The sequence below is a fragment of the Actinophytocola sp. genome (genome assembly GCF_036002505.1).
Lineage (GTDB): Bacteria > Actinomycetota > Actinomycetes > Mycobacteriales > Pseudonocardiaceae > DASYTH01.
Genome location: NZ_DASYTH010000493.1, coordinates 44,829 through 67,610 on the forward strand (window position 1 = coordinate 44,829; position 22,782 = coordinate 67,610).

Sequence of the window (22,782 nt, forward strand, 5' to 3'; positions counted from 1 at the left end):
CACGGCCGACGCCGGATTCTTGCTGCCCCAGCAGGTCCCCTTTTACCGGCCGTCGCCCGTACCATCGCTGCCGGCCGAGTGGCGTTACCGGCGGTTCGGAGCACGGCGCAAACCCACCGCCGAAATTGACACAGGTGTGAATTGCCTGCAGACCACAGTTGATCTGCAGACAAAGGATTTGATCAGTTTAGGTGGCCGGCACCGCGACGAGCTCCACGTTCGTCGCGAACTGGTTGAGGCCCGGGATGCGGGCGAGGAATTGGTTGGCGGCCCAGATGATGCCAGCCAGCCGTTGTCCGAGGCCACCGGTCAGAGCGGTCAGCGGCAGCATGTTGGCCCGCCGGATCTCCTGCACGCGGAAACCGTTGTCGGTCAGCAGCGTGCGGGCCTCCGGCAAGGTGTAGACCCGGTCGTTCGGGAACTTGCCGTGGTAGTACATGCCCATCAGCTTGGCCAGCCGCTCCAGGTAGGACCGCCGGTTGGCCAGGTTGTAGACGTACAGCGTGCCGCCGGGCCGCAGGATCCGGCGCAGCTCGGCGAGCGACCCGGGCGGGTCGGGGACATGCTCGAGCACCCCGCAGCTGAGCACCGCCTCGAACTGCCCGTCCTCGAAGGGCAGCGCAACTGGCTCGGACGAGTGGTGCACCGAGATGTGCGGATAGAGCTCCAGCGGCTGGACGCTCGGGTCGCCGGGTTCGTAGTCGTACGACGTGACGTCCAGTCCGCGCAGCAGGAGTTGGTTGCTGACCTGTCCGAAGCCACAGCCCCAGTCGAGTACCTTGCCCCCGGGAAGATCGGCCGCAATCCGGTCGGCGATGTGCTGGTACTGCCGCATCTGGGCGCCGGCCCGAACGTTCTTGTCACTGTTGTCGTGCTGGGTCCAGACATCCGCAGTTTCCGACATGGGCCCAGAGGCTACCGGGCCGGGTCAGGGGGTCTGTGTGCTGGGGGCGCACGCGCTGATCCGGTAGAGCTTGCGGCCACCCTCGGCCGCCACGAGCTGGAATCCGCTGCGCGACAGCGGATCGGCGAACCCCGGGTAGTTGTACCGGCGCGGATCGCCGGGCCAGAACTCGGCGTCGCCGATGAGCAGGTAGTCCACGTTCAGCTTGCGGGCCGTCCGGCACACCTCCGGATCGGTCGCCGCGTCGGACAGGTGCCGGGCGAGGTAGGTCTGGTCGGCGGTCGCCGGCGCGGTGAAATGCGGGAAGAGCGGGCGCCGGTCGGCCAGTGCCCACAGCATTCCGCTGCCGTCCCACGGGTTGTTGGCCACCACCGAGCCCGCGGGGATGCGCGGGCCGATGCTGGTCAGGAAGTCCCGCTGGGCGGACGAGGCGAGGACGTCACCGGGCGGCGGCCGCAGGTACTGCACGGCCAGGCGATCGGTTCGGTCGGGCACGTACAGGCCCCGGGTGAGCCCGGCGAGCAGGGCCACCAGCAGGAGGGCCACCGCCGTCGCCGATCCGGCCATCCGGGTCAGCCAGGCGGGCGTCCGGGGCGCGTCAGGCACCCGCGCGACGATCTTCCCGGTGAGGTAGAGGATTCCGGCGACCGCCAGCGGCACGGCGGTGACCGGGAGCATGGCCGCCAGCCGGTAGGAGTCGTTGTACCAGTACCCGACGAACTTCCGGGTGTCCGGCCGGTTCAGCGCCGCGGCCACCACGAACAGGAAGCCGGTCGCCGCGTACGCCGGGACCAGCCACCGGTGCCCGGCCACCTGCAGGCTGGCGAACACCCCGGCCAGGACGACCGCGGACAGCAGCCACAGCGCCTCCCGCCCGTTGGTCGCGTTCAGCAGCACCTCGCCGACCGCCGCCGACGGCGTCTCGAACGGCGGCCAGTGGATCTCCCGGGCGTTCTTGAAGGTGGGGTTCGGGGTCGTCGCGGTCCAGTACCAGGCCGCGCCGAGCACGGCGGCCGCGGCGAGCACTTCGGCGGCGCCGCGCCAGGCCCGGTCCTCCCGCCCGAGTCTCCGCACCCGCCGCAGCAGTGCGTGCCCCACCGGGAACACGCCGAGCACGATGAGGCCGAACAGCGCGCCGGGGTGGGCGAACGTGGCGGCCACCAGCACCACCGCCAGCAGCACCCAGGAGCGCCGCCGGCCCAGCGCGTCGTCCCTGGCCAGCCCGGTGAGGGAGAGCAGGACGGCCAGGCCCGCCGGCATCATCGCCATGCCCAGCGCGTTGGGCCACAGCACACCGAAGCCGAGCAGCCCCCACGGGCCGGCGGCGAACCCGACGCTCAGCACGCCGGTGACGGCCAGCGCGCCGGGGGAGCGGCCGAAGATCTGCCGGGCCAGCAGCACGCAGGACAGCGGCCACAGCACGACCGCGACCACCGCGGAGAGCAGGTTGGCCGCCGCCGGGATGCCGACCCCGGTGCTCGTCACCACGAGTGAGACGAAGTCGTGCCAGGCGGCTGGGTAGAAGCTCGCCGGGGTTCCCGGGGTGCCGAAGTTGGACACCGTCAGTGAGGACCCGTCGCGGGTGTCGAGGATCAGCGCCACCACGTTGTAGTGGAACAGCGCGTCGTAGGTCTGCGAGAGGTTGTCCGGCCGGCCGAACCCGCGCACGATCGCGACCGCGCCGAGCACCAGCCCGCCCAGCAACCCCGCCGCGGCGCCGATACTGACGGCCCGCGGATCCGCCTCCCGGACGACCGGAAACCGCCGGCGGAGCAGAAGAGCGGCTACCCCGATGCCGATCGCGACCACCGCGGCCACCGCGATCGGCAGGGTGGGCGACCACGCGACGCCGACCTTGCCCGCGAGCACGGCCGTCAGCCCCACCAGGGCCACGCTCGCCACCGGTGCGGTCCCCCACGCGGCGACGCTTCGCAGCCCGAGCGCGTAGGCGAATGCCAACCCCGGCAGCACCAGCCACGCGCAGCCGACCAGCGCGGCCGGCACCGCCTCCACCCAGCTCATCGGGCCCTACACCGACACGGTCTGTGCGGGCGCCGCGTCCTCGACCGTCTCCTTCGCCTCGACCGGCGGCGGTGGCGGCGGGGACGAGGCCGGAACCCGGGACGCCCGCCAGTAGAGGAAGAACAGCACCGCGGTGCCGAGGGTGGCCAGCACCAGCGGCAGCGTCACCCCGTAGTGCGGGAACCAGCTGCCGTTGTACGGGTTGAGGCTGATCCACCCCGAACTCCACCGGGCCATGGTCCACGGCAGGCAGATCAGCTGGATGGGCACCAGCAGGAAGGCGAGGAGCCGGGTCATGGAGCGCAGGTTCTCCGGGGTGAGCCCGCGGCGGGACATGACGTACGCGGCGAGCAGCGGCAGGCCCACCGCGCCGGGGAGGAAGTAGCGCCCCTGGTTGAAGTAACCGGTCGTGTTGGCGAGCAGGACCTCGGCGGCGGCCAGGGGGGCGAAGGTGGCGAGGAACAGTGCGCTGAGCCGCCACCGGTCCACCCGGTTCCCCAGCACCAGCGCACCCAGCAGCAGTAGCCCGGCGGCCATGTACCAGACGGCGTAGACCATCCCGGGCAGCGGCGTCTCCGCCCAGCCCATCACGCCGACCATCTGCTGGGTCACGATCGGCCACATGTCGAAGATCTCGCCCCGGAGGATCCGCGCCACCGTCTGGCCCTTGTCGGTGCCGCCGACCTCGGCGGTGTTGGCCAGCAGGGTCCACCCGACCGACGCGAGCACGGCCAGCACGACCACCCCGGACCAGATCCGGACCACCCGCGACCGGGCCAGCTCCCGCAGCCGCGCTTTGGCGGACGGAATGAGCACCGCGCCAACGATGACCGCCAACCACAACACGCCGGCGAACCGCGGCGTGACCAGGACACTGGCGGACACGCCGGCCAGCGCCACCGCCGCCCGGTTGATCCCCTCCCGCTGGTCGTGCACCAGCGAGAGCAGCGCGGCGAACAGGGCGAGGCCCGCGGCGATCTCCACGCCGTTCGGGTTGATCGCCCCGCCGAGGTGGGCGACCATCGGCGTCACCGCGACCACCACCCCGGCCAGCATCGCCTTGTGCCGGGTCCACCGGACGGCGGCGACCACCGCGCAGGCGATGAGCGCCGCCATGGCAGCGCCGTTGAGCAGCCGGGACGCCACGATTCCGCGCCAGTTCGGCTCGAAGCCGAGCGGCCAGCCGGTGATCGCGTAGTACACCGGGTTGTAGCGTGCCGCGGCGACCCAGTACTCCTGGTCGGTCTCGGATCCACCCGGTTCCACCGCGCAGTTGGCCGGGACTGTCAGACGCATGGGGAAGCAGAACGGGCGGCGGTAGAGGCTGTCCGGCACGAGCTGTCCCCGGTCCGCCCCGGCGAGGACGTCCCCGTTCATGATCGCCGCGGCGCGCAGCGCGTGCTGCTGCTCATCGGGCGGTCCATCATACGGGGCCGCGAAGGCCCATCCGGCGAACAGCAACCAGAGGCCGACAAAGGCGACCAGCCACAGCCGGGCTCCCGGCAGCCTGCGTATCACGAACGTGCATACTAGGCGACACCGAATAACGTGATCTGGCCGGTTGGGCCCAGCCGACCGCGGTTTGCGGCGCGCCTGCCCAGCAAAGGAGCACCCAGCGCATGACTCTGTCACACCAGGCCACGCCGGCCCCGGCGATGGAGCGGACTGTGCTGCAGCGAGTGATCATGCCGCGGGACAGCGACCCGCTCGACGTCCGGCCGATGTACCTGGACGAGCCGGAGCACGTGCACTGCCATGTGTCGTCCCGGCGGGCGGTGACCGTCCCGCCGTCCGCGCTGGTCTCGTTCGCCGCCTACTTCAACGCGTTCCCGGCCAGCTACTGGCGCCGGTGGACCACGGTCGACGAGGTGACCCTGCGCCTGTCCGCGCGCGGCGCCGGCCGGGTGGACGTCTACCGCTCCCAGGCCAGCGGCGACATCGTGTACCTGACCGGGCAGCCGGTCCGCAGCCCGGACGGGTGGACGGAGCTGGAGTTCCCGGTCGACATCCGGGCGTTCGAGGACGGCGGCTGGGTCTGGTTCGACGTCTTCACCGACGACACCCCGCTGGAGATCTCCGGCGGGGCCTGGGTGGCCGCCCAGGAGTTGCCGCGCCGCACGGTGTCGGTCGGCATGACCACGTTCAACCGTCCGGACGACTGCGTCGCCTCGCTGCTCGCGCTCGGTGGGGACCCGGCCGTGCTGGACGTGATCGACAAGGTCTACGTGGCCGACCAGGGCACCCGGAAGATCTCCGCGCACCCGCGGTTCGCCGAGGCGGGCGCCGGGCTCGGCGGCCGCCTCGAGGTGATCGAGCAGGCCAATCTGGGTGGCTCCGGCGGGTTCACCCGCGCCCTGTTCGAGTCGCTCGAGCACACCGACGTCGACCAGATCCTGCTGATGGACGACGACATCATGCTCGAGCCGGACAGTGTCCTGCGGGCCAACGCGTTCGCCCGGGCCGCGGCGTCGCCGGTGATCGTCGGCTGCCACATGCTGAACCTGCAGGCCCGGTCCCGGCTGCACAGCATGGGCGAGGTGGTCGACCTCGGCACGTGCATGTGGCGGGCCGCCCCGGGCGCGATCGAGGACCACGACTTCGCCGCGCACTCGCTGCGCTCGACCAAGGAGCTGCACCGGCGGATCGACGTCACCTACAACGGCTGGTGGAGCTGCCTGTTCCCGCGCGAGGTGATCGAGCGGACCGGGCTGCCGCTGCCGCTGTTCATCAAGTGGGAGGACGCGGAGTACTCGCTGCGCGCGCTGGCGGCCGGCTTTCCCACGGTGAGCCTGCCGGGTGCCGCGGTGTGGCACATGCCGTGGACGAACAAGAACGACAGCACCGACTGGACCGCTTACTTCCACCTGCGCAACCGGCTGGTCCTGGCCGCCCTGCACACCCCGTACGACGTGCGGAAGACGTTGCTGCGTCAGGGGTTGCGCGCCACCCTCGGCCGGCTGCTGAACATGCAGTACTCCACCGTGGCCATCGAGCAGAAGGCGCTCGAGGATTTCATGGCCGGACCGGACCGGCTGTTCGACATGCTGGGCGGCACGCTCCCGGAGATCCAGGCGCTGCGCGCGGAGTACTCGGACGCGCGCGTGCTGAACTCGGCCCGCGCGTTCCCGCCGCCCACGTTCGACATGGTCCAGGCCGAGCGGATGCTGCACCGCCCGGAGAACCCGGTCAAGCTGGCCTTGCGGGCGTCCGAGGCGCTGCTGCACAACCTGCGCAAGCCCGATGCCTCGGCGGCGGACCGCCCGCAGGTGAACGTGCCGTCCGCGAGCGCACGCTGGTACCTGCTCGGAAACCTCGACAGCGCAACGGTTTCCAACGCAGACGGCAGCGGGGTGGCGTTCCGGCACCGGGATCCCAAGCTGTTCCGCGAGCTGTCCCGCCAGGCCGCACAGAACTACCGCCGGCTGATCCGCGAGTGGCCGCGGCTGCGCGAGACGTACCGCGCCGCGCTGCCGGAGCTCACCTCCGTCGAGTCCTGGCGCAAGGTCTTCGAGAGCTAGCCGCCGACCCTACGAAAGCATCGGAAAGGGACCCCAGGTGCCAAGCATTCACGTGATGCGAACCGAAATGAACAGGATCGTCACCAGCCTGCGTTCCCTGGTCAAGGAGCAGGGGTTGGCGACGACCAGCAGCCGTATCGCCGCGGTGGCCCGCGGTCAGCTCACCTACCCGATCATCCGCGCCCGCCGGCAGAACGACCGGTTCAGCTTCCGCGGTCAGGACCTTCCCTACGCGTTCGCCCGCTACAACAACTCGTTCCTGAACGAGCGGACCGTCGAGATCGCCATCGCCGATTATTTCCTGGCCGCCGGCAAGGGCCGCCTGCTGGAGATCGGCAACGTCCTCGCGCACTACGGGCACCCCGGGCACACGGTGGTGGACAAGTACGAGACCATCCCCGGCGTGCTCAACGTCGACATCGTCGACTTCAAGCCGGAAGAGCCCTTTGACACCGTGGTGGCCATCTCCACGCTCGAGCACGTCGGCTGGGACGAGGAGCCGCGCGAGCCGGACAAGATCCTCCGCGCGGTCGAGGCCGTCCGGGCCTGCATGGCCGACGGCGGACGCCTGCTGATCACCCTGCCGATCGGCTACAACCGACGCCTCGACGACGCCCTCCGTGCCGGCGAGATCAAGTTCCCCCAGGAAAGCTGGCTGGTCCGCATCAACCAGCGCAACGACTGGGTGGAGGCTGACCGCGACGAGTGTCTCACCCGCAAGTACGGCGAACCCTTCACCGGCGCCAACGGCCTGTACGTCGGGACGATCTAGGACCAGCGCATGTTTCCTGGAGGGATTCTCGGCGGTTCGGGATGTGAGTGAGGGCGCACGATGACGGTCGCGAAGCCTAGAGTCGGCGCGGCCCAGCGTGAGGCCATGATTGTCTTGGCCGCGAGCATCACATGCCATGTAGGCAACTACCTGTTTATTTGATTGCCGCCCGGATGGTCACGCCGGGGGAGTTCTCCGCAATCACCGCTTTGATCACGTTCGGCACGATTGCGATGATGCCGGTCAACGGTGCTCAGATGGCTGTCGCGCGGGATGTGGCCGCACTCCGGACCTCCGGCACCGGTGGTGAGTTGAGTGGGTACCTGCGTCGGCTCGCCGGCAAAGTCGGTGCTCCGTCCCCAGGTGAAGTTCTGCGCCCGCTCGATCCCCAGTCTGCGCAGTTCGTCTGCCCACTGAGGGTTGGTGAGCAATTTCTCGACCGCGCGTGCCAACTCGGCGGTGTCGCGGATGTCGACGAGTACGCCGGCGTCTCCGACTACCTCCGGCAGCGACGAGTTTGTTGCCTGTGATGACCGGTGCGCCGCAGGCCATCGCTTCCAGCGGCGGCATGCCGAAACCTTCGAACAACGACGGAAACACGAACGCGCTGCACCCGGAATACAGTGCGGGCAAGTCCTCGGTCGGCACGTAACCGGTACGGATAATCGTCAAGCGCTCGCTCAACAGCTTATGCAGCTCATCGATGCTCTGCCAGCCTTGGCCGCCGACAAGGACGAGCGCGTACTTTTCGCTTATCTCTGGAGGCAGAAGGTCGAAAGCCCGCATCAGGCCGATCGGATTCTTGCGCGGATGGATGGTACCGACGCTCAGGACGTATGGCCGGTCGATGCCGAACCTGGTCATTACCTCCTCAATCCGCTTCGCACCGGCAGGCTTGAAGACCGAGTGGTCCAAGCCCGGCGTGACTACGGAGATCTTGCTGGCGTCGGCGCCGTAGTGATCGACCAGGCGGTCCCAACAGGTAAGCCAAGTTCCTCTTCGTCGCTGGATTGACCGAAGTGGACAATGTGTACACGTTGTCGTCGTCGAGGCGCAGCAGGGCGTCGAACAGTCGTTGGGCATAATAGTAGACACCCGTCTTGCTGCCCTTCGCCAGCACGTCGATGTCGACAACAATGGTCTGCGGGGGTCTGGTCACCAGGGGAAGATAGACCACTCAAAATATGTCGCCGTCATCGGCCTCGGCTACCCAGATTCACATCAAACTCGCAGCTCAAACTATGTCCAACGTGTACAAAATGGTTGTGCTGCAACCATTGTCAAATGCGTGACAAATTGGATGCCAATTTCAATTTTCAGTGCGCCATGACGGATCATCGATCAGTGGCGTTGCCTGCGCTACGGCATGAACGTGATGTTGCTTCCCGCGCGGAAAGCTAGCCCGAGTACATCCACTCGAGGGTGTCGGCGAGGGGGATCACCGGCTCCTCGCCCAGGGTTTCCACGAGCCGGCGGCGGCTGCCGACGAGGCGGAGGACCTCGTTGGCACGCATGAAGGCCGGGTTGACCCGGACCTCGATGTCGTAGCCGGCGATGCCGGCCATGAGGTTCAGGATCTCGTCCAGTGAGTGGGCGACGCCGGAGCACAGGTTGAGGGTCGCGCCAGCGGGGGCGACCTCGACCAGGCGCCGGTAGTAGCGGGCCACCGTGCGAACGTCGCCGAAGTCCCGCCAGACGCCGGTGTTGCCGAGCTCGATTTTGCGCTCGCCGCGCCGGAAGTGGTCGACGATCTTCGGGATCAGGAACCGGACGTCCTGGCCGGCGCCGGTGTAGTTGAACGGGCGGGTGATCGCGATCGGCAGCCGGTCGGCCCAGAGCCCGGCCATGTGCTCCATGGCCAGCTTGCTCACCGCGTAGTCGTTGGCCGGGGCGGGCGGGACATCCTCGTGGATGGGCTCGACGGTCGCGTTGCCGTAGATGTTCGCGCTGCTGGCCAGCACGACGATGCGGGGGGTGTGCGCGGCGCCCTCGACCGCCTCGAGCAGGTTGCGGCTGCCGACGATGTTGGACCGGTAGAGCTCGTCGGCGTCGCCGTGGGCCACGAACGAGATCGCAGCCAGGTGCAGCACGGCGTCCACGTCCAGCCCGGACACGATGCCGCGCAGCCGGTCGCGGTCGAGCAGGTCCACCCGGTGCACCTCGACCCCGGGCACGCCGTCCTCGTGGATCCCGCCGGGATGGCCCAGCCCGACCACCTCATGGCCGGCGCCGGTCAGCTCGGCCGCGACGTAGCGGCCGGTGAACCCGGTGACCCCGGTGATCAAGGCGCGCATCGGAATCCTCAGAACGTGCTGCCGCGCTCGTTGCGGGCGAGGTCGGCCTCCACCATCATCCGGGTCAGCTCCTCGATCGAGGTGGTCGCCTGCCAGCCGAGGATCTCCCTGGCCCGGGACGCGTCGCCGATCAGCAGGTCGACCTCGGCCGGCCGGTAGAACCGCGGGTTGACCCGGACCAGCTCGCGCCCGCTGGCCGCGTCCAGGCCGCGCTCGGTCTCCCCGGCGCCCTCCCAGCGCAGCTCCAGGCCCGCGGCGCGGAACGACAGCGTGACGAACTCGCGGACGGCCACGGTGCGGTTGGTGGCCAGCACGAACGTGTCCGGCTCATCGGCCTGCAGCATCCGCCACATGCCCTCGACGTACTCCTTGGCGAAGCCCCAGTCCCGCTTGGCGTCGAGGTTGCCGAGCTCCAGCGCGTCCAGCTTGCCCAACTTGATCTTGGCGACCGCGTCGGTGACCTTGCGCGTGACGAACTCCAGGCCGCGCAGCGGGGACTCGTGGTTGAACAGGATCCCGCTGGTGGCGAACAGGTCGTAGGACTCGCGGTAGTTGACCGTGGTCCAGTGCGCGAACAGCTTCGCCACGCCGTACGGGCTGCGCGGGTAGAACGAGGTCGACTCGTCCTGCGGCACCGACTGCACCTTGCCGAACATCTCCGAGGTGGACGCCTGGTAGAACCGCGCCCCCGGGCGGACCGTGCGGATGGCTTCGAGCAGGTTCAGCGCCCCGATCCCGGTGATCTGCGCGGTCGTCACCGGCTGGTCGAACGACACGCTCACGAAGCTCTGCGCGGCCAGGTTGTAGATCTCGTCCGCGCCGGTGCTCTCCAGCAGCCGGATGCTGTTGCCCAGGTCGGTCAGGTCGTACTCGACCAGGTGCAGGTTCGGGTGCTCACGGATGCCGAGCTCCTCGATCCGCCAGAAGTTGATCGAGCTGGTCCGCCGGTAGGCGCCGTACACCTGGTAGTCCTTGTCCAGCAACAACTGCGCGAGGTAGGCGCCGTCCTGGCCGGAGATGCCGGTGATGAGTGCGGTTCGCATGGGATTGGCTGGCTCCTCGGTCGGAATGACGCAGTTTAACGTTGGCCGGCAAGGATGGCCGGCGTGCCCTTGAGCATGCGGACGACACCGCTGCTCGAGCCGATCTCGATCACCACGAGGCTGGCCCCGATGGCGATCGCCGAGGCGGTGATGATCTGCCCCGGCGAGCCGTGCAGGAACGCGAGCAGGATCCAGTGCGTCACCGCGGCCCCGACCAGCCCGGTCATCATCCGCCGGCTGCGCTTGGCCACGGCGAACGTCAGGTGCACCCACAGCACCGCGGCCGCCGTCATGACCAGGGCCAGCGGCGCCAGCAGCGGTTTCGACGCGGCGTACTCCGGGCCGAACGTGCCGGTCAGCACCCAGGTCGGCATCAGCCACAGCACGGCGGCGACGAGCAGCCCGCACGCCGCGGTCAGCGCCATGGTCTTCAGCACCGCCCGTTCGGCCCGCTCGCCGCGCTCCAGCGCCGACGTGGCCCGGGGCAGCAGCACCAGCGCCAGCGCGGACGGCGCGAACAGGGCGATCTTGCCGAGCAGCACGGCACCGGCGTAGTGCGCCCGGTCCGACTCGGCCAGCGCCGCCTGGGCCACCAGCAGGTCCACGTTGGTCAGCGAGGAGAACGCCAGCAGCGCGACCATCGTGACCAACATGTTCGGCAAGGGTGGAGGCTTGGTCGGGGCGATCCGCACACCTGCCGCCACCGGCCCGATCAGCACCGCAATGCCGACCGCGGTGGCCAGAATCATCGCCCACACGCCGCCGGCCATCCCAGCGGCCAGGATGCACAGCGGCAGCAGCGCCGCCCGCACCACGCCGAGTGGACCGGCCAGCGAGAACGCGACGTAGCCGAACCGCTCCGTGCCCTGGGCCACGCCCATCATCACGGCCAGCAACGCGAGACCGGCGATCCACACCGCGGCCAGCACCACTGGCAGCGGCGAGCTGAGGTGCAGCCGGTCGGCCAGCAGCGGGCTCAGGCCGCCGATCACCACCAGGATGGCGAGGCATGCCATGCCCATCCGGGCGCCAATCCGACGCAGGTATGCGGACAACTCGCCGAACGTGGCCGAGGTGCGCAGCACCGCCACATCTCGAGCCACCGCCACCTGGATCCCGTTCACGGGCATCATGGCGATCGTGCCGAACGCGATCAGCGCGGAGATCGCGGCGAACTCCGGCGGGATGAGCAGCCGCGCGGCGATCACATAGAACAGGTAGTTGCCGGCGTGCCCGGCGAAGCTCGCGATCAGGACGACGAGCCCGGCGCGCCGCCCACTGACCGCGGCGCTCATCGTTGGCTCACCAGCCGGCGGTACACGTCGGCGGTGGCGTCGGCGGTGCGCTGCCAGGTGAACGTGGCGGCCCGTTTGCGGCCGGCGGCGGCCATGGCGGACTGCGCCTCGGGGTCCCTGACCAGGCGGCGGACGGCGGCGGCGATGGCCGTGGCGTCCGTGGCGTCGACGTAGGCCATGTCCTCGCCGCCGACCTCGCGCAGCACCGGGATGTCCGAGCCGAGCACCGGGCAGCCGCGGGCCATCGCCTCGAGCACCGGCAGGCCGAACCCTTCGAACAGGGTGGGGAAGACGTAGGCGCTGGCGCCGTGGTACAGCGCGGACAGTTCCTCGGCGCTCACCCAGCCGAGCAGGTCGACGTCGTCCTCGAGACCGAGCCGCCGCACGGTCGGCAGCAGCGGGTCCTCGCCGTGGCTGCCGGTGATCACCAGCCGCGGCCGCTCCGGCGCCGGGATCAGCGTCCAGGCCTCGAGCAGCCGCTCGAAGTTCTTGTGCGGCATGCGGTTGCCGCCGGCCAGCAGGTACGGCCGGGCGGCCGGCGCGGCGCCGTGGTCAAGCGGGTCGATGGGCTCGACGCCGAGGTGGATGACGTCGATGTCGGACATCGGCCGGCCCAGCAGCCGGTGCACGTCGGCAGCCGAGGCGTGGCTGTCGGTGATGATCCGGGTGGCCGCCCGGACGGTTGACCTGATCAGCGTCTGCACGCCGCGGGCCCGGCCGCCGGGCACCCACTCCGGATGCCGGACGGCCAAGACGTCGTGCACGGTCACCACGGTCGGCAGCAGCCGCACCGCGGGACCGAAGTTCGACGGGCAGTGCAGCACGTCGGCCCGGATGCCCCGCGCCCGGGGCGCGACGGCGAGCGCCACCGCGGCCGCCCACGCCGCCCGGTTCTCCCCGGACACCGGCAGCGCCACGATCTCGCCGGGGAACCAGGACGGCGGGTTCGCGTCGAGCTCGCGGTTGCCGATGCCGACGAAGCGCAGATCCTCGTGGTCGGCGAGGGCGGGGAACATGCCGCGGGCGTAGCTTTCGGTCCCGCCTTTGCGGCCGGTGAAGAAGACGAGGTCGACGGCGATGCGAAGGGCCACGCCGGTCATCGTAGGGCGGTTACGGAGCGTTGCTCGGCGGCCTCCGCCAGCCGCTCCGCGATCTGCCGCGCGGCGGCGTGGACCGTCCGGGTCCGGCTCGCCTCGGTGAACCATCGGTGCGTGGTCTTGCGCAGCGGCTCGCCGGCGGTGACCACATCGATGATGGCGGCGCCCAGCTCGGCCGGCGCGGTGGACGCCGCGACCTTGCCGTTCACCCCGTCCTCGACCAGCTCCACCGAGGCGTTGTCCTCCCCGGCCACCAGCACCACCGGCGTCCCGGCGGCGCAGGACTCCACGACGACCAGGCCGTAGCCCTCCCGGGCGGACGGGTTGACCAGGCACGCGGCGGTGCGGATGCCCTCGTCCAGCTCGTCTTGACTGACGAAGCCCGGCATGGTGATCACGTCGCCGAGGCCGAGCCGGTCGATCTCGGCCTGGACCGCGGCGCTGGTCGGCCCCTCGCCGAAGATCGTCGCGGTGAGGTCCGGCACGTGGGTGTGGGCGTGCGCGATGGCGGCCGGCAGCGACTCGATGCGCTTGTCCGGGATGTGCCGGCCGATGAAGATCACCCGGGGCGGCGCCGGGACGGACAGCGTCGGCTCGGTCGCGCCGTCCATGTCGATGAGCCCGGGGCTGATCACCGGCTCGGCCCGCACCCCCCGCTCCCGCAGCCGCTGCGCGGAGAACTGGGAGGGGCAGGTGGCGATCGGGCTGAGCCGGATCGCCAGGCCCTGCAGGAGGTTGGCCGCCCGGCCGACGAGCGGCCCGGAGTACTCGCGCCACTGCCCGGCCCGCCACACCTCGAGCCAGTCGACCGCGACCACGACCCTGCTGCCGGCGAGCGCCGCCCGTGCAGCGAGCACGTTGGTCGCCGGGGTGGCGCTCACCAGCACCGCGTCGTAGGCCTTCCGGTTGCGGCGCAGGTGGCCGAACAGGCCGCGGCCGAACCGCAGCGCCGGACCCAGTTGCCGGACGCCGTTGCCGTCGTAGAGCTCGCGGTCCTCGCTGATCACCTCGACCCGAAGGCCGTCGATGACCGGCGGTTCGCCGTCCCACTGCCGGCGGGTGAGGTAGGTGACCTCGTGCCCGGCGGCGGCGAAGTCCTCGGCGTAAGTGCGGTACAGGCGCTCTCCTCCGCCTTTGGACCAGGGGAACAGGCAGTCGAAGGCGACGGCGATGCGCACCTGTTGGTCCTCCTTCCACAAGGGCACAGGCATCCTAGACGCGGCGCGGGCTGTACTACGCTCAGCCCGTCCGACAACCCCCCACACTTTGCGGAGCGTCGATGAGCGACTGGCCAGACGTGTGGCTCATCGTCCCCGTTTTCAACGAGGCGCAGGTCATCGGCGAGGTCGTCCGCAACGCCAGGAAGACCTTCGACCATGTCGTGTGCGTCGACGACGGCAGCCGGGACGGCTCGGCCGTGGAGATCCGCGCCGCCGGGGCGCATCTGGTCCGGCATCCGGTGAACCTCGGCCAGGGCGCGGCGCTGCAGACCGGCGTCGAGTACGCCCGGGCCCAGCCGGGGGCGCGCTACTTCGTGACGTTCGACGCCGACGGGCAGCACCAGGTCGACGACGTGGTCGCCATGCTGGGGCGGCTGAAGTCCGAGGACGTGGACATCGTGGTCGGCACCCGGTTCCACGGCGACACCTCGCACATCCCGTGGATCAAGCGGCTCATCCTGAAGACCGTGGTGCTGCTCAGCCCGCGGACCCGCCGGCTCGGGCTGACCGACGCGCACAACGGCCTGCGGGTGTTCAACCGGACGGTGGCCGAGCAGCTCAACATCACCCTCAACGGGATGAGCCACGCCTCGGAGATCGTCGAGATGATCGACCGCAGGGGCTGGCGGGTGGCCGAGGAGCCGGTGACGATCCTCTACACCGACTACTCGATGGCCAAGGGCCAGTCGGTGATCAACGGCGTGAACATCGTTTTCGAGACGATGCTCAAGAGCAGGGCGGGCCACTGACATGCTGATTCAGTACGTGCTGGTCGCCGCGTCGATCGGATTGCTGGTGCTGTTCCTGCGCCGCCGGGGCAGCGCGCGTACGGCCGCCGGCACCAAGCTGGCCTTCGTGCTGTTCGTGCTGTTCGGCGCCTACGCGGCGCTGCGGCCCGGGGACGTCTCGGTGGTGGCCGGCTGGCTCGGCGTCGGCCGGGGCACCGACCTGCTGCTGTACGCGCTGGTGGTGGTGTTCACGTTCGCCACCTTGAACATCTACCTGCGGTTCAAGGAACTCGAGCTGCGGTACGCGCGCCTGGCCCGGGCCATTGCGCTGGAGGCCGCCGAGCCGCCGAGCCACGTCCCGCCCGGGGACTAGCGCCCGGTCAGCCGTCCCGGCGCAGGTAGTCGACGGTGCGCCGGATGCCTTCCGCGATGGTGACCGCGGGGCGCCAGCCAAGCTCGACTTCGGCGGCTCGGGCGTCCAGCGCGGACGCCCGGAGGTCGCCCTTGCGGGCCGGGGCTTCCCCGGGTTCGTCCGGGACGCCGATCTCCTTGGCCATCAGGCTGTGCAGCTCCCGGTCGGAGGTCTGCCGGCCGGTGCCGATGTTGTACCGGCGCCCGCCACCCAGCTCACCGGACGCGGCCACGAACGCCGCCGCCACGTCGTCGACGTAGACGTAGTCCCGGGTGTTGTCCCCGTCGCCGTACACCCGGGTGGGGCGGCCGGCCAGCAGCGCGCCGGCGAAGATCGCGACCACGCCGGCCTCGCCGCCCGGGTCCTGGCGCGGCCCGTACACGTTGGCCAGCGCGAGGTGCGTGCAGTCCAGGCCGTACAGCTGGCGGTAGCTGTTCAGGAACACCTCGGCCGAGACTTTCGAGGCGGCGTAAGGAGATTTGGGGTTGACCGGGACGTCTTCACCGACCGGGAGGTGCTCGGGCGTGCCGTAGATGGAGCCGCCGGAGGACGCGAAGACGATCTTCCGGACGCCCGCGCGCCGGGCCGCCTCGGCCAGGTTCACCGTGCCCAGCACGTTCTGGGTGACGTCGAGCAGCGGGTCGGCCACGCTCACCCGCACGTCGATCTGTGCGGCCAGATGGAAGATCACCTCGGGCCGCACCTCGGCGACCAGCTCGGCCAGCGCGGGGTCCAGGATGTCCAGCTCGCGGAGGGTGCCGCCGGCGGCCAGCGCGGCGTCGAGGTTCTCCCGCCGGCCGCGGCGCAGGTCGTCGACCGCGACCACCTGGTGGCCGCCGCGCAGCAGCCGGTCGACCAGGGTCGACCCGATGAATCCGGCGCCGCCGGTGACAAGGGCACGCATGGCGCGAGCCTATCCAGCCGTGATCGCCGGTGAGTACCGGTGGTCGGGCGGCGGGGGCGAGGACCGAGACAGTGATCTTGAACCCAAGATCACTGTTGGGTGCGGCTCCCTCGGAGGGGAGTTGTGGATCTTGATCAGGTGGTCGGGGCTGATGTGACAGGTGGGGCCAGTGAGGTATCGGCCAGCGTGCTGAAGGACGCCTTCAGGACGTTCAATGACAGGAAGGGTCCCTTCAGGACATCAGGCTCCGAGCCGCCGCCGGCCGGCCAACGACCGGTAACTCCCTCCAGCAGAGCCACACCCATCGCTGTTTCGGGCTGCCTGACCGCGCCTGGCGCGGTTAACCCGCCCCGAACAGCGATCATGGCCCCACCCAGTCCGCCCCCAGAAGATCAACAGAACCCCAAAGCTCTCCAGCCGACCCGCCACGGCGACCAGGAAGACCAACCCGGCCCCTCCCCAGCCTTCTTGAGGACCCAGCCATAGCCGAAACCGCCACCCGCCAACACGACCGGGCCACCCCGGCGACCCAGGCGCACCCACTCACCAAACCCGCCACTTTCTGAAACACCGAGGTCGCCGGTCAGTACCGGTGGTCGGTGATCTGTCCGGTGACCGCGTTCCAGGTGATGTAGCCGTTGCGGAAGTTCGACCGCGCTCCGCCCGGCACCGCGAACTCGTCGCTGGTGGGGTAGCCGAGGTAGGAGCGTTCCCAGCCGAGCTGCGCGTACTGCGCCCGGATGCCGTTGACCACCGAGTGCACGCCGGTGGCGGGGCTCCAGAAGATCGATCCGCCTTGGAAGTGGTTGTAGGTGCCGTAGCCGTCGCGGCTGGTCTCGTCGCTGGTGGGGTAGCCGAGGAAGGACAGCTCCCAGCCGTAGGCGGCGTACTTGGCCCGGATGCCGTTGATCACGTAGTTGATCCCGGTGGCCGGGCTCCAGAAGATCGAGCCGTACTGGAAGTGGTTGTAGGTGCCGTAGTTGTCGCGGCTGGTCTCGTCGCTGGTGGGGTAGCCGAGGAAGGACAGCTCGGCGTTCAGCGACCGGTACCGCGCGCGGATGCCGTTGACCACGAAGTGGGTGCCGCTGTACGGGCTCCAGTAGATCGCGCCGCGCTCCAGCTCGTTGAAGGTGCCGACGTTGTCCCGGCTGGTCTCGTCGGTGGTGGGCACCCCATACACCAGGTGCCCGCCCGCGACGAGGTAGGTCTGCAGGATGGCGCCGGCCAGGTAGTGCGCCCCGGCGCCGGGCGACCAGTAGACCCGCCCGGCGGTGTACTCCCGCCAGCGCACGGTCGAGTCGCCCTGCTCCACGGCGACCGGGGTGCCGACCCGGTCGCGCAGGGCGCCGTCGGCGGCGTAGCGGCGGTCGATCGGCGTCGAGTAGCTGACCGGGAGCACCTGGTCGGCGTCGGGCAGCACCAGCTGCCGGACCCGGTCGGTGTTGCCGTCGCCCCAGCGCTCGAACGAGGCCACGCCGTCCTGCGCGTTCGCCGGGGCGACGATGGACAGGTTCGTGCCCACCGTGAACAGCCCGGACGTCGTCTGCTCGGCGCCGATGGTGAAGGTCGCGGCGGTGTTGCTCTCGATGCTCACCCGACGCTGCTTCGGATGCGCCACGAAGGTCCGGCTCGTGGTCGCTCCCCGGCTGTCGGCGGCCGACGCGGTGATCTCGAGCCGGCTGTTCCCCGGGTGGCCGGTGAAGACCATCTGGAAGTTCGGCCCACTCTGCTGCTCGCCCGGATGGTCGTGGCAGTACGCGACGGCCGTGCAGTGCACCAGCAGGACCGACCAGGACACCGGCAGCGGCCCGTCCTCGGTGTCGCTCGAGGTCGCGCTGGCGGTCACACTGTCGCCCACCGCGAACGTCGTGTCATCGCGCGGTGCGGTCAACGACAGGGTCGGCGGGCGGTTGGCCGGGTACACGGTCGCGGTCGCCGTGCCCGCCGCGTCCAGCGGGTCGGTGACGGTCAGCGTCGCGGTGAAGTGATCCGGGCTGGCCGGGTAGGTGTGGGTGGTGACCGGGTCGTCGCCCGCCACGGGCGCGGAGCCGTCGCCGAAGTCCCAGCGGTAGCGGAACGGATCCCCGTTGGGGTCGGTGGACGCGGCGGCGTCGAAGCGGACCGTCCGGGTGGCCGGGTCGGTCGTGGACCTGAGCACGGCCTGCGGCGGGTTGTTGCCCGGCGCGTAGACCAGGCGCCGGATCCGGGCCGCGCCGATGTCCGCGAAGACGATGTCGCCGCCGGTGGGGACGGTGGAGAGCTTCACCGGGTTGCCAAGATCGCTGCCGAACCCGTTGGGTTCCGGAGGTGTCACGAGCTCGCCGCGCTCGTTCGTGCGCAGCGTGAAGATCTGCCCGAAGACGTAGTCGCCGAAGAACAGCCGGCCGCGGTACTCCGCGGGATAGCTCGCCCCGGTGTACACCACGCCGGCGGCCACCGCTCCGCCCCCGCTGCGGTGCGGATATGACCACAGCGGACTCGCGGTGGTCGCACCCGCGCACCCCGGCAGGTCGCGGTAGCCCGGGGTGGGCTGGCCTCCCTCCCAGCACGGCCAGCCGTAGTTGTTGCCGGGGTTGACGACGTCGAGCTCCTCGGTGGTGTACCACCCGACGTCGCCGAGGATCGGCCGGCCGGTGACCGGCTCGAGGGTGAACCGGAACGGGCTGCGGAACCCGCTGGCATAGGTCAGGGAGCGGACGGACCGGGGGTGGGCGGCGTCGTAGTACGGGTTGGCCGGCGCACCGGAGCCGTCCTGGCGCAGGTGCAGAAGCTTTCCGTGCAGGTCGTCCGGGTTGAGCGCGCGGAGCGCGACCGGGTCGACGATGTTGTAGTCGGCCGAGTCGCCGATGGACACCCACACCGTGCCGTCCTCGGCGGCGATCACGCCGGTGATGCCGTGGGACAGGCCGTCGGCCGAGGTCTGGACGAGCGTCTGCTCCCCGCCGAGGCCGGTCGGCGAGCCGTCCGTGGCCGTGCTCACCGTCCACCTGCTCAGCCTGAGCATGCCGTACTGGCCTGACCCGGGCTGGGTGCTCGGCACGGTGCGCGCGGTGTAGACGGTGTGGCTGGTCGCGTAGTCGGGCGCGACCGCGATGCCGACCAGACCCATGTCGCCATTCGTGGAGACGCTCAGCGTGGCGATCACGCGCGGTGAGCCCACCTGGGGGACCCAGGCCACCTTGCCGGTCTTGCCGATCGTGATCAGGCTCTCGTCGGGGAGGTAGGCGAAGTCGGTGAGCTGGTCACCGGGCTGCAGCCCGCTGTCGATGTCCTGCAACAGGAAACCGGTGGGCAGGACCGGCGCCGCGGCGGCCACCGGGGCGGCGGCCACCGTCACGGCGAGCCCGGCCAGCAACCCCAGCGTGGCGAGAACGGACTGCACCCGTGTGCCGCGCAGCCGCATGTCCGTCCCCTTGTCGCAGATGAAGTCCGACGAGGGGGCCGTGAGCAGGCCTTTTTCCCTCCGCTTGTGGACGCATCGTCGATTCGGGTGACCGTGTTTCACCCGGAAGGGAGACTGTGCGAAAAGCAAGGACCGCCCGTGGTCAACGGGCGGTCCTCAGTGACGGATCAGATGGCGGTGACGCCGGTGGCCTGCGGGCCCTTGGTGCCCTGGCCGATCTCGAACTGAACCCGCTGGCCCTCGTCCAGGCTGCGGAAGCCCTTGCCCTGGATCTCCGAGTAGTGCACGAAGACGTCGGCGCTGCCGTCGTCCGGCGCGATGAAGCCGAAGCCCTTCTCGGAGTTGAACCACTTCACAGTGCCTACTGCCACGACTGTCTCCTCGACAGGTCTACCGATAACTTCCACGCCACGGGTGCGGCGTGCGGCCGGTTTCTTCACGGCGACTTCTCCGGCGTACCTGGAGGAATCGAGAGATGACGACCGTCGACAGTCAAGCACATCCCACCGACCGACGCCGCGTGCGGGGGTTGCGACCAGCCACGGGCTGGGAGACCCTTCCTAGGTGAGCGAGCTTGCTGGTGACCGACCCGTGTCCATCGCCCTCGAACTTGACGAAGCTGGCGTTTCCGTCAACCTCCCCCGCCCCCCGCACCAGGGTGATCAGGTCTACGGCGTGCCCTACCGCCCGGTCGAATTCCGCGACGACGACCTGCCCACCGCGCTGGAGCGCTCAGCCGAGTGGCTGCGCCGCACCCAGGAGTGGCTCGGCGAGCCCGTCGACGTCATCGCCATCCACCTCGACTACGACGACAGCGAAGACTCGCCGTACTACGACGTCAAGCTGCTCTGCAACGAGGAGGACCTGGCCGGCGCCCCGATCGCGCTCCGCGAGGTCGCTCACCGCTCGAACGGTCATTAGAGCCAGAAGGTGTCGTGGCGGAGCATGAACTCCGCCCGCTCCTCCTCCGTCATGCCGGCGAGGTCCACCAGGCCCTCGAAGTACCCCTCGCGCGGCGCGCCGGGGGCGAAGTGCAGCAGCATCGACGCCGGCTCCCCGGACTCGTTTCGGAACGCGTGGATGCCGCCTTCGGGCACATGCACGAAGTCCCCGGGCCGCGTGTCGATCCACCGCGTGCCGTCGTAGATCCGCACGCTGCCGGACAGGATGAAGAACGACTCCGAGATCGACCGGTGTAAATGACAGTCCCATGTCCCACCGGTACAACCCGAACTGCCCCCCGGTGGACGCACCGGTGGCCAGGTAGTGCACCCGCGTTCCGGCCGCGTACACCAGCTCCGGCTCCGCCCCGCCCGCCCGGTAGGTCGCGCTGACCTCGCCACCCTCACCTAGATACCGCGGCTCCGGATACGACATCCTCGTGCTCCCCTCGTCAACCTCGGGCAATCGCGAACCCGTCCAGCGTGGCCTTGACGAACTCGGCGTCCACCCAGTCGCCCGCCCAGCGCAGCACCGCGATCGCCGAGGTCTTGATCTCCCTCCGCTCCCCGCACAATAGCTCGACAAGATCGGCCAGCCCCGGGTTGTGCCCCACCAGCACCACGCTCGCCACCTCGTCCGGCCACCCCGCGAGCACCGTCAACAACCGCCCCGGCCCGGCCGCGTACACCCGCTCATCCATCTGCACCGGCGGTTTCCGCGCCAACTCCGCACTCGCCAGCTTCCACGTCTCCCGCGCCCGCCGCGCCGGTGAGCACACCACCAGATCAAGATCCCCGACGTGCTCCCCCAGCCACTTGCCGATGCCCGGCGCGTCGCGCCGTCCCCGCTCCGCCAGCGGCCGCTCCTCATCCGGCACCGCCTGCGTCCAGTCCGACTTCGCATGCCGCACCACCACCAGCGTCCGCTCCGCCATCCGCACAGCATCCCAGGGCGTCCGGCGAGTTCGACGCTCCAGCAACCGAGTTCGACGTTCGGGCAAGTGAGTCGTACGTTCCGGTGCGCTGTGCGACGTCAGAACCAGCGTTCGAGGATCTCGGCTACGCCGTCTTCGGAGTTGGGGGCGGTGATCTCGTCGGCGGCGGTGAGAGCGGCGGGGTGGGCGTTGGCCATGGCGACGCCGTGGCCGGCCCAGTGGAGCATGGCGACGTCGTTGGGCATGTCGCCGAAGGCGATGACGTCGCGGGGGGCGATGTTGAGGCGGGTGCAGACGTCGGCGAGGCCGGTGGCCTTGGTGATGCCGGGGGCGGAGAGCTCGAGCAGGCCGTTGTTGGTGGAGAAGGTGACGTCCACCTGGTGGTCGAGCACCTCGGCGGCGGCGCGGGCCATCTCGGCGCTGGACATGTCGGAGTGCCGGACGAGGAGTTTGGTGGCCGGATGGCCGAGCACCTCGGCCCGGGGCGCCACCCGGCCGTGATTGTCCAGGTCGCCCCAGGGGTTGGCGTAGCCGGGCTCCACCACGTACGCCGGTGCCGAGCCGGTCCGCTCGACGGCGATCCGCATCCCGGGCAGGGCCCGCTCGAGGGCGTGCGCCACGTCGTGCATCAGTACCGGGTCGAGGCCGTGCGCGACGAGCACCCGGTCGGCGCCGATGTCGTAGAGCACCGCGCCGTTGCCGCACACCGCGTAGCCGGTCAGCCCGGTCTCCTCGGCCACCGGCGGGATCCAGCGTGGTGGACGGCCGGTGACCAGCACGAACGGCGTGCCGGACGCGACCACTCGGCGCACCGCCCGGGCGGTCCGCGGGGTCACCCGGGCCATCGGGTCGAGCAGCGTGCCGTCCACGTCGGACGCCACCAACTTGGGCTTCTCCACAGCACCATCCTGACAAGCACGAGTGACACTGGGGTTGCTTCGGGCTTGGCTCCGCTTGTGAGAAGTATCGTGTGAGCCGTGTCCTATCCACCGCAGCCCGGGTACCCCCAGCCCTACGGCGCCCCGCCGCCCGGCTACGGGTACTACCCGCCGCGGCCGCCGAGCACCGCGCCGGCCTACGTGACCGCTGGGCTGTTCCTCGTGTGCGGTGTGCTCTCGCTGGTGATCGCCATCGTCAGCTGGGACGGCGTCTCGGGCCCCGGAACGGTGATTGCCTCGGCGATCGGCTTCGCGTTCTCCAAGGAGACCACGGACAACATCGACTTCGGCATCTCGGTGACCATGACCGTGGCCTGCACGACGCTCACCTTCGCGCTGATCGCGTTGGCACGCCT

Annotated in this window: 21 protein-coding genes and 2 pseudogenes; 8 read left to right on the forward strand and 15 right to left on the reverse strand. The window is 70.1% G+C overall.

Translation table 11 applies throughout. The features are described from left to right. Window positions 1-187 precede the first annotated feature (187 nt). The 3 genes from VGR06_RS43375 to VGR06_RS43385 are packed head-to-tail and all read right to left on the reverse strand — an operon-like array spanning window position 188 to window position 4,444. Window positions 188-904: a class I SAM-dependent methyltransferase gene (locus VGR06_RS43375; RefSeq protein ID WP_327565109.1), complete on the reverse strand. Its 717-nt coding sequence runs from the start codon at window positions 902-904 to the stop codon at window positions 188-190. Window positions 905-928: 24 nt separating this feature from the next. Next, a complete protein-coding gene (locus VGR06_RS43380; RefSeq protein ID WP_327565110.1) occupies window positions 929-2,926 on the reverse strand; it encodes a DUF6541 family protein in 1,998 nt (665 codons plus the stop codon). 6 nt (window positions 2,927-2,932) lie between these two features. Continuing rightward, window positions 2,933-4,444 (reverse strand): DUF2142 domain-containing protein, encoded by a 1,512-nt coding sequence (locus VGR06_RS43385; RefSeq protein ID WP_327565111.1) that lies wholly within the window; start codon window positions 4,442-4,444, stop codon window positions 2,933-2,935. 101 nt (window positions 4,445-4,545) lie between these two features. Between VGR06_RS43385 and VGR06_RS43390 the strand changes: the two genes are divergently transcribed. The 3 genes from VGR06_RS43390 (at window position 4,546) to VGR06_RS43400 (ending at window position 7,746) form a co-directional block, all read left to right on the forward strand. Beyond that, window positions 4,546-6,444 (forward strand): glycosyltransferase, encoded by a 1,899-nt coding sequence (locus tag VGR06_RS43390; protein WP_327565112.1) that lies wholly within the window; start codon window positions 4,546-4,548, stop codon window positions 6,442-6,444. A gap of 55 nt (window positions 6,445-6,499) precedes the next feature. Beyond that, entirely contained in the window at window positions 6,500-7,216 is a 717-nt protein-coding gene (locus VGR06_RS43395) for a hypothetical protein (protein WP_327565113.1), read from the forward strand. A gap of 158 nt (window positions 7,217-7,374) precedes the next feature. Continuing rightward, window positions 7,375-7,746, forward strand: a complete 372-nt coding sequence (locus VGR06_RS43400) for a hypothetical protein (RefSeq protein WP_327565114.1) — start codon at window positions 7,375-7,377, stop codon at window positions 7,744-7,746. Window positions 7,747-7,795: 49 nt separating this feature from the next. On the opposite strand, the pseudogene VGR06_RS44235 reads toward VGR06_RS43400, so the two are convergent. After that, window positions 7,796-8,002, reverse strand: a pseudogene (locus VGR06_RS44235) (glycosyltransferase); the annotation flags it as partial. Between VGR06_RS44235 and VGR06_RS43410 the strand changes: the two are divergent. Beyond that, window positions 7,934-8,230 (forward strand): hypothetical protein, encoded by a 297-nt coding sequence (locus VGR06_RS43410; protein ID WP_327565116.1) that lies wholly within the window; start codon window positions 7,934-7,936, stop codon window positions 8,228-8,230. The pseudogene VGR06_RS44235 and the gene VGR06_RS43410 sit on opposite strands and share 69 nt — an antisense overlap. Before the next feature lie 383 nt (window positions 8,231-8,613). Here the strand turns inward: VGR06_RS43410 and VGR06_RS43415 are convergent, their stop codons facing one another. From VGR06_RS43415 to VGR06_RS43435, 5 genes are read right to left on the reverse strand one after another with little or no spacing between them, the layout of a single operon-like run. Then, window positions 8,614-9,510 carry an NAD-dependent epimerase/dehydratase family protein gene (locus VGR06_RS43415; RefSeq protein WP_327565117.1) on the reverse strand — a complete coding sequence of 299 codons (897 nt, stop codon included), beginning with the start codon at window positions 9,508-9,510 and terminating at the stop codon, window positions 8,614-8,616. A gap of 8 nt (window positions 9,511-9,518) precedes the next feature. Continuing rightward, the gene (gene gmd, locus VGR06_RS43420) at window positions 9,519-10,553 is read right to left on the reverse strand and encodes a GDP-mannose 4,6-dehydratase (protein ID WP_327565118.1); all 1,035 of its coding nucleotides are present in this window, start codon (window positions 10,551-10,553) and stop codon (window positions 9,519-9,521) included. A gap of 35 nt (window positions 10,554-10,588) precedes the next feature. Then, the gene (locus tag VGR06_RS43425; protein WP_327565119.1) at window positions 10,589-11,848 is read right to left on the reverse strand and encodes a hypothetical protein; all 1,260 of its coding nucleotides are present in this window, start codon (window positions 11,846-11,848) and stop codon (window positions 10,589-10,591) included. Continuing rightward, the gene (locus tag VGR06_RS43430) at window positions 11,845-12,939 is read right to left on the reverse strand and encodes a glycosyltransferase family 1 protein (RefSeq protein ID WP_327565120.1); all 1,095 of its coding nucleotides are present in this window, start codon (window positions 12,937-12,939) and stop codon (window positions 11,845-11,847) included. Before VGR06_RS43430 ends, VGR06_RS43425 begins: the two co-directional genes overlap by 4 nt. A 5-nt stretch (window positions 12,940-12,944) precedes the next feature. Next, complete coding sequence (locus tag VGR06_RS43435) at window positions 12,945-14,123, reverse strand: glycosyltransferase family 4 protein (RefSeq protein ID WP_327565121.1); 1,179 nt, start codon at window positions 14,121-14,123, stop codon at window positions 12,945-12,947. A 101-nt stretch (window positions 14,124-14,224) separates the two neighbouring features. On the opposite strand from VGR06_RS43435, the gene VGR06_RS43440 reads away from it, so the two are divergent. Beyond that, window positions 14,225-14,914: a glycosyltransferase family 2 protein gene (locus VGR06_RS43440; RefSeq protein WP_327565122.1), complete on the forward strand. Its 690-nt coding sequence runs from the start codon at window positions 14,225-14,227 to the stop codon at window positions 14,912-14,914. A 1-nt stretch (window position 14,915) separates the two neighbouring features. Beyond that, the gene (locus tag VGR06_RS43445; protein WP_327565123.1) at window positions 14,916-15,266 is read left to right on the forward strand and encodes a DUF2304 domain-containing protein; all 351 of its coding nucleotides are present in this window, start codon (window positions 14,916-14,918) and stop codon (window positions 15,264-15,266) included. Between the two features lie 7 nt (window positions 15,267-15,273). On the opposite strand, the gene VGR06_RS43450 is transcribed toward VGR06_RS43445, so the two are convergent. The 3 genes from VGR06_RS43450 to VGR06_RS43460 form a co-directional block, all read right to left on the reverse strand. Further along, window positions 15,274-16,209, reverse strand: a complete 936-nt coding sequence (locus tag VGR06_RS43450) for an NAD-dependent epimerase/dehydratase family protein (RefSeq protein ID WP_327565124.1) — start codon at window positions 16,207-16,209, stop codon at window positions 15,274-15,276. A 583-nt stretch (window positions 16,210-16,792) separates the two neighbouring features. Continuing rightward, window positions 16,793-19,612, reverse strand: a complete 2,820-nt coding sequence (locus tag VGR06_RS43455) for a PQQ-dependent sugar dehydrogenase (protein ID WP_327565125.1) — start codon at window positions 19,610-19,612, stop codon at window positions 16,793-16,795. A gap of 167 nt (window positions 19,613-19,779) precedes the next feature. Next, window positions 19,780-19,983: a cold-shock protein gene (locus VGR06_RS43460; RefSeq protein WP_327565126.1), complete on the reverse strand. Its 204-nt coding sequence runs from the start codon at window positions 19,981-19,983 to the stop codon at window positions 19,780-19,782. Window positions 19,984-20,176: 193 nt separating this feature from the next. Here VGR06_RS43460 and VGR06_RS43465 point away from each other — a divergent pair, with 193 nt between their 5' ends. Continuing rightward, entirely contained in the window at window positions 20,177-20,533 is a 357-nt protein-coding gene (locus VGR06_RS43465) for a hypothetical protein (RefSeq protein WP_327565127.1), read from the forward strand. On the opposite strand, the gene VGR06_RS43470 is transcribed toward VGR06_RS43465, so the two are convergent. The 3 genes from VGR06_RS43470 to VGR06_RS43480 form a co-directional block, all read right to left on the reverse strand. Further along, a complete protein-coding gene (locus VGR06_RS43470; RefSeq protein ID WP_327565128.1) occupies window positions 20,530-20,766 on the reverse strand; it encodes a cupin domain-containing protein in 237 nt (78 codons plus the stop codon). The two genes, VGR06_RS43465 and VGR06_RS43470, sit on opposite strands and share 4 nt — an antisense overlap. Window positions 20,767-21,005: 239 nt before the next feature. Continuing rightward, the gene (locus VGR06_RS43475) at window positions 21,006-21,488 is read right to left on the reverse strand and encodes a histidine phosphatase family protein (RefSeq protein WP_327565129.1); all 483 of its coding nucleotides are present in this window, start codon (window positions 21,486-21,488) and stop codon (window positions 21,006-21,008) included. Between the two features lie 98 nt (window positions 21,489-21,586). Further along, window positions 21,587-22,387 carry a Cof-type HAD-IIB family hydrolase gene (locus VGR06_RS43480; protein WP_327565130.1) on the reverse strand — a complete coding sequence of 267 codons (801 nt, stop codon included), beginning with the start codon at window positions 22,385-22,387 and terminating at the stop codon, window positions 21,587-21,589. Between the two features lie 78 nt (window positions 22,388-22,465). On the opposite strand from VGR06_RS43480, the pseudogene VGR06_RS43485 reads away from it, so the two are divergent. Then, a pseudogene (locus VGR06_RS43485) lies at window positions 22,466-22,782 on the forward strand (hypothetical protein); the annotation flags it as partial.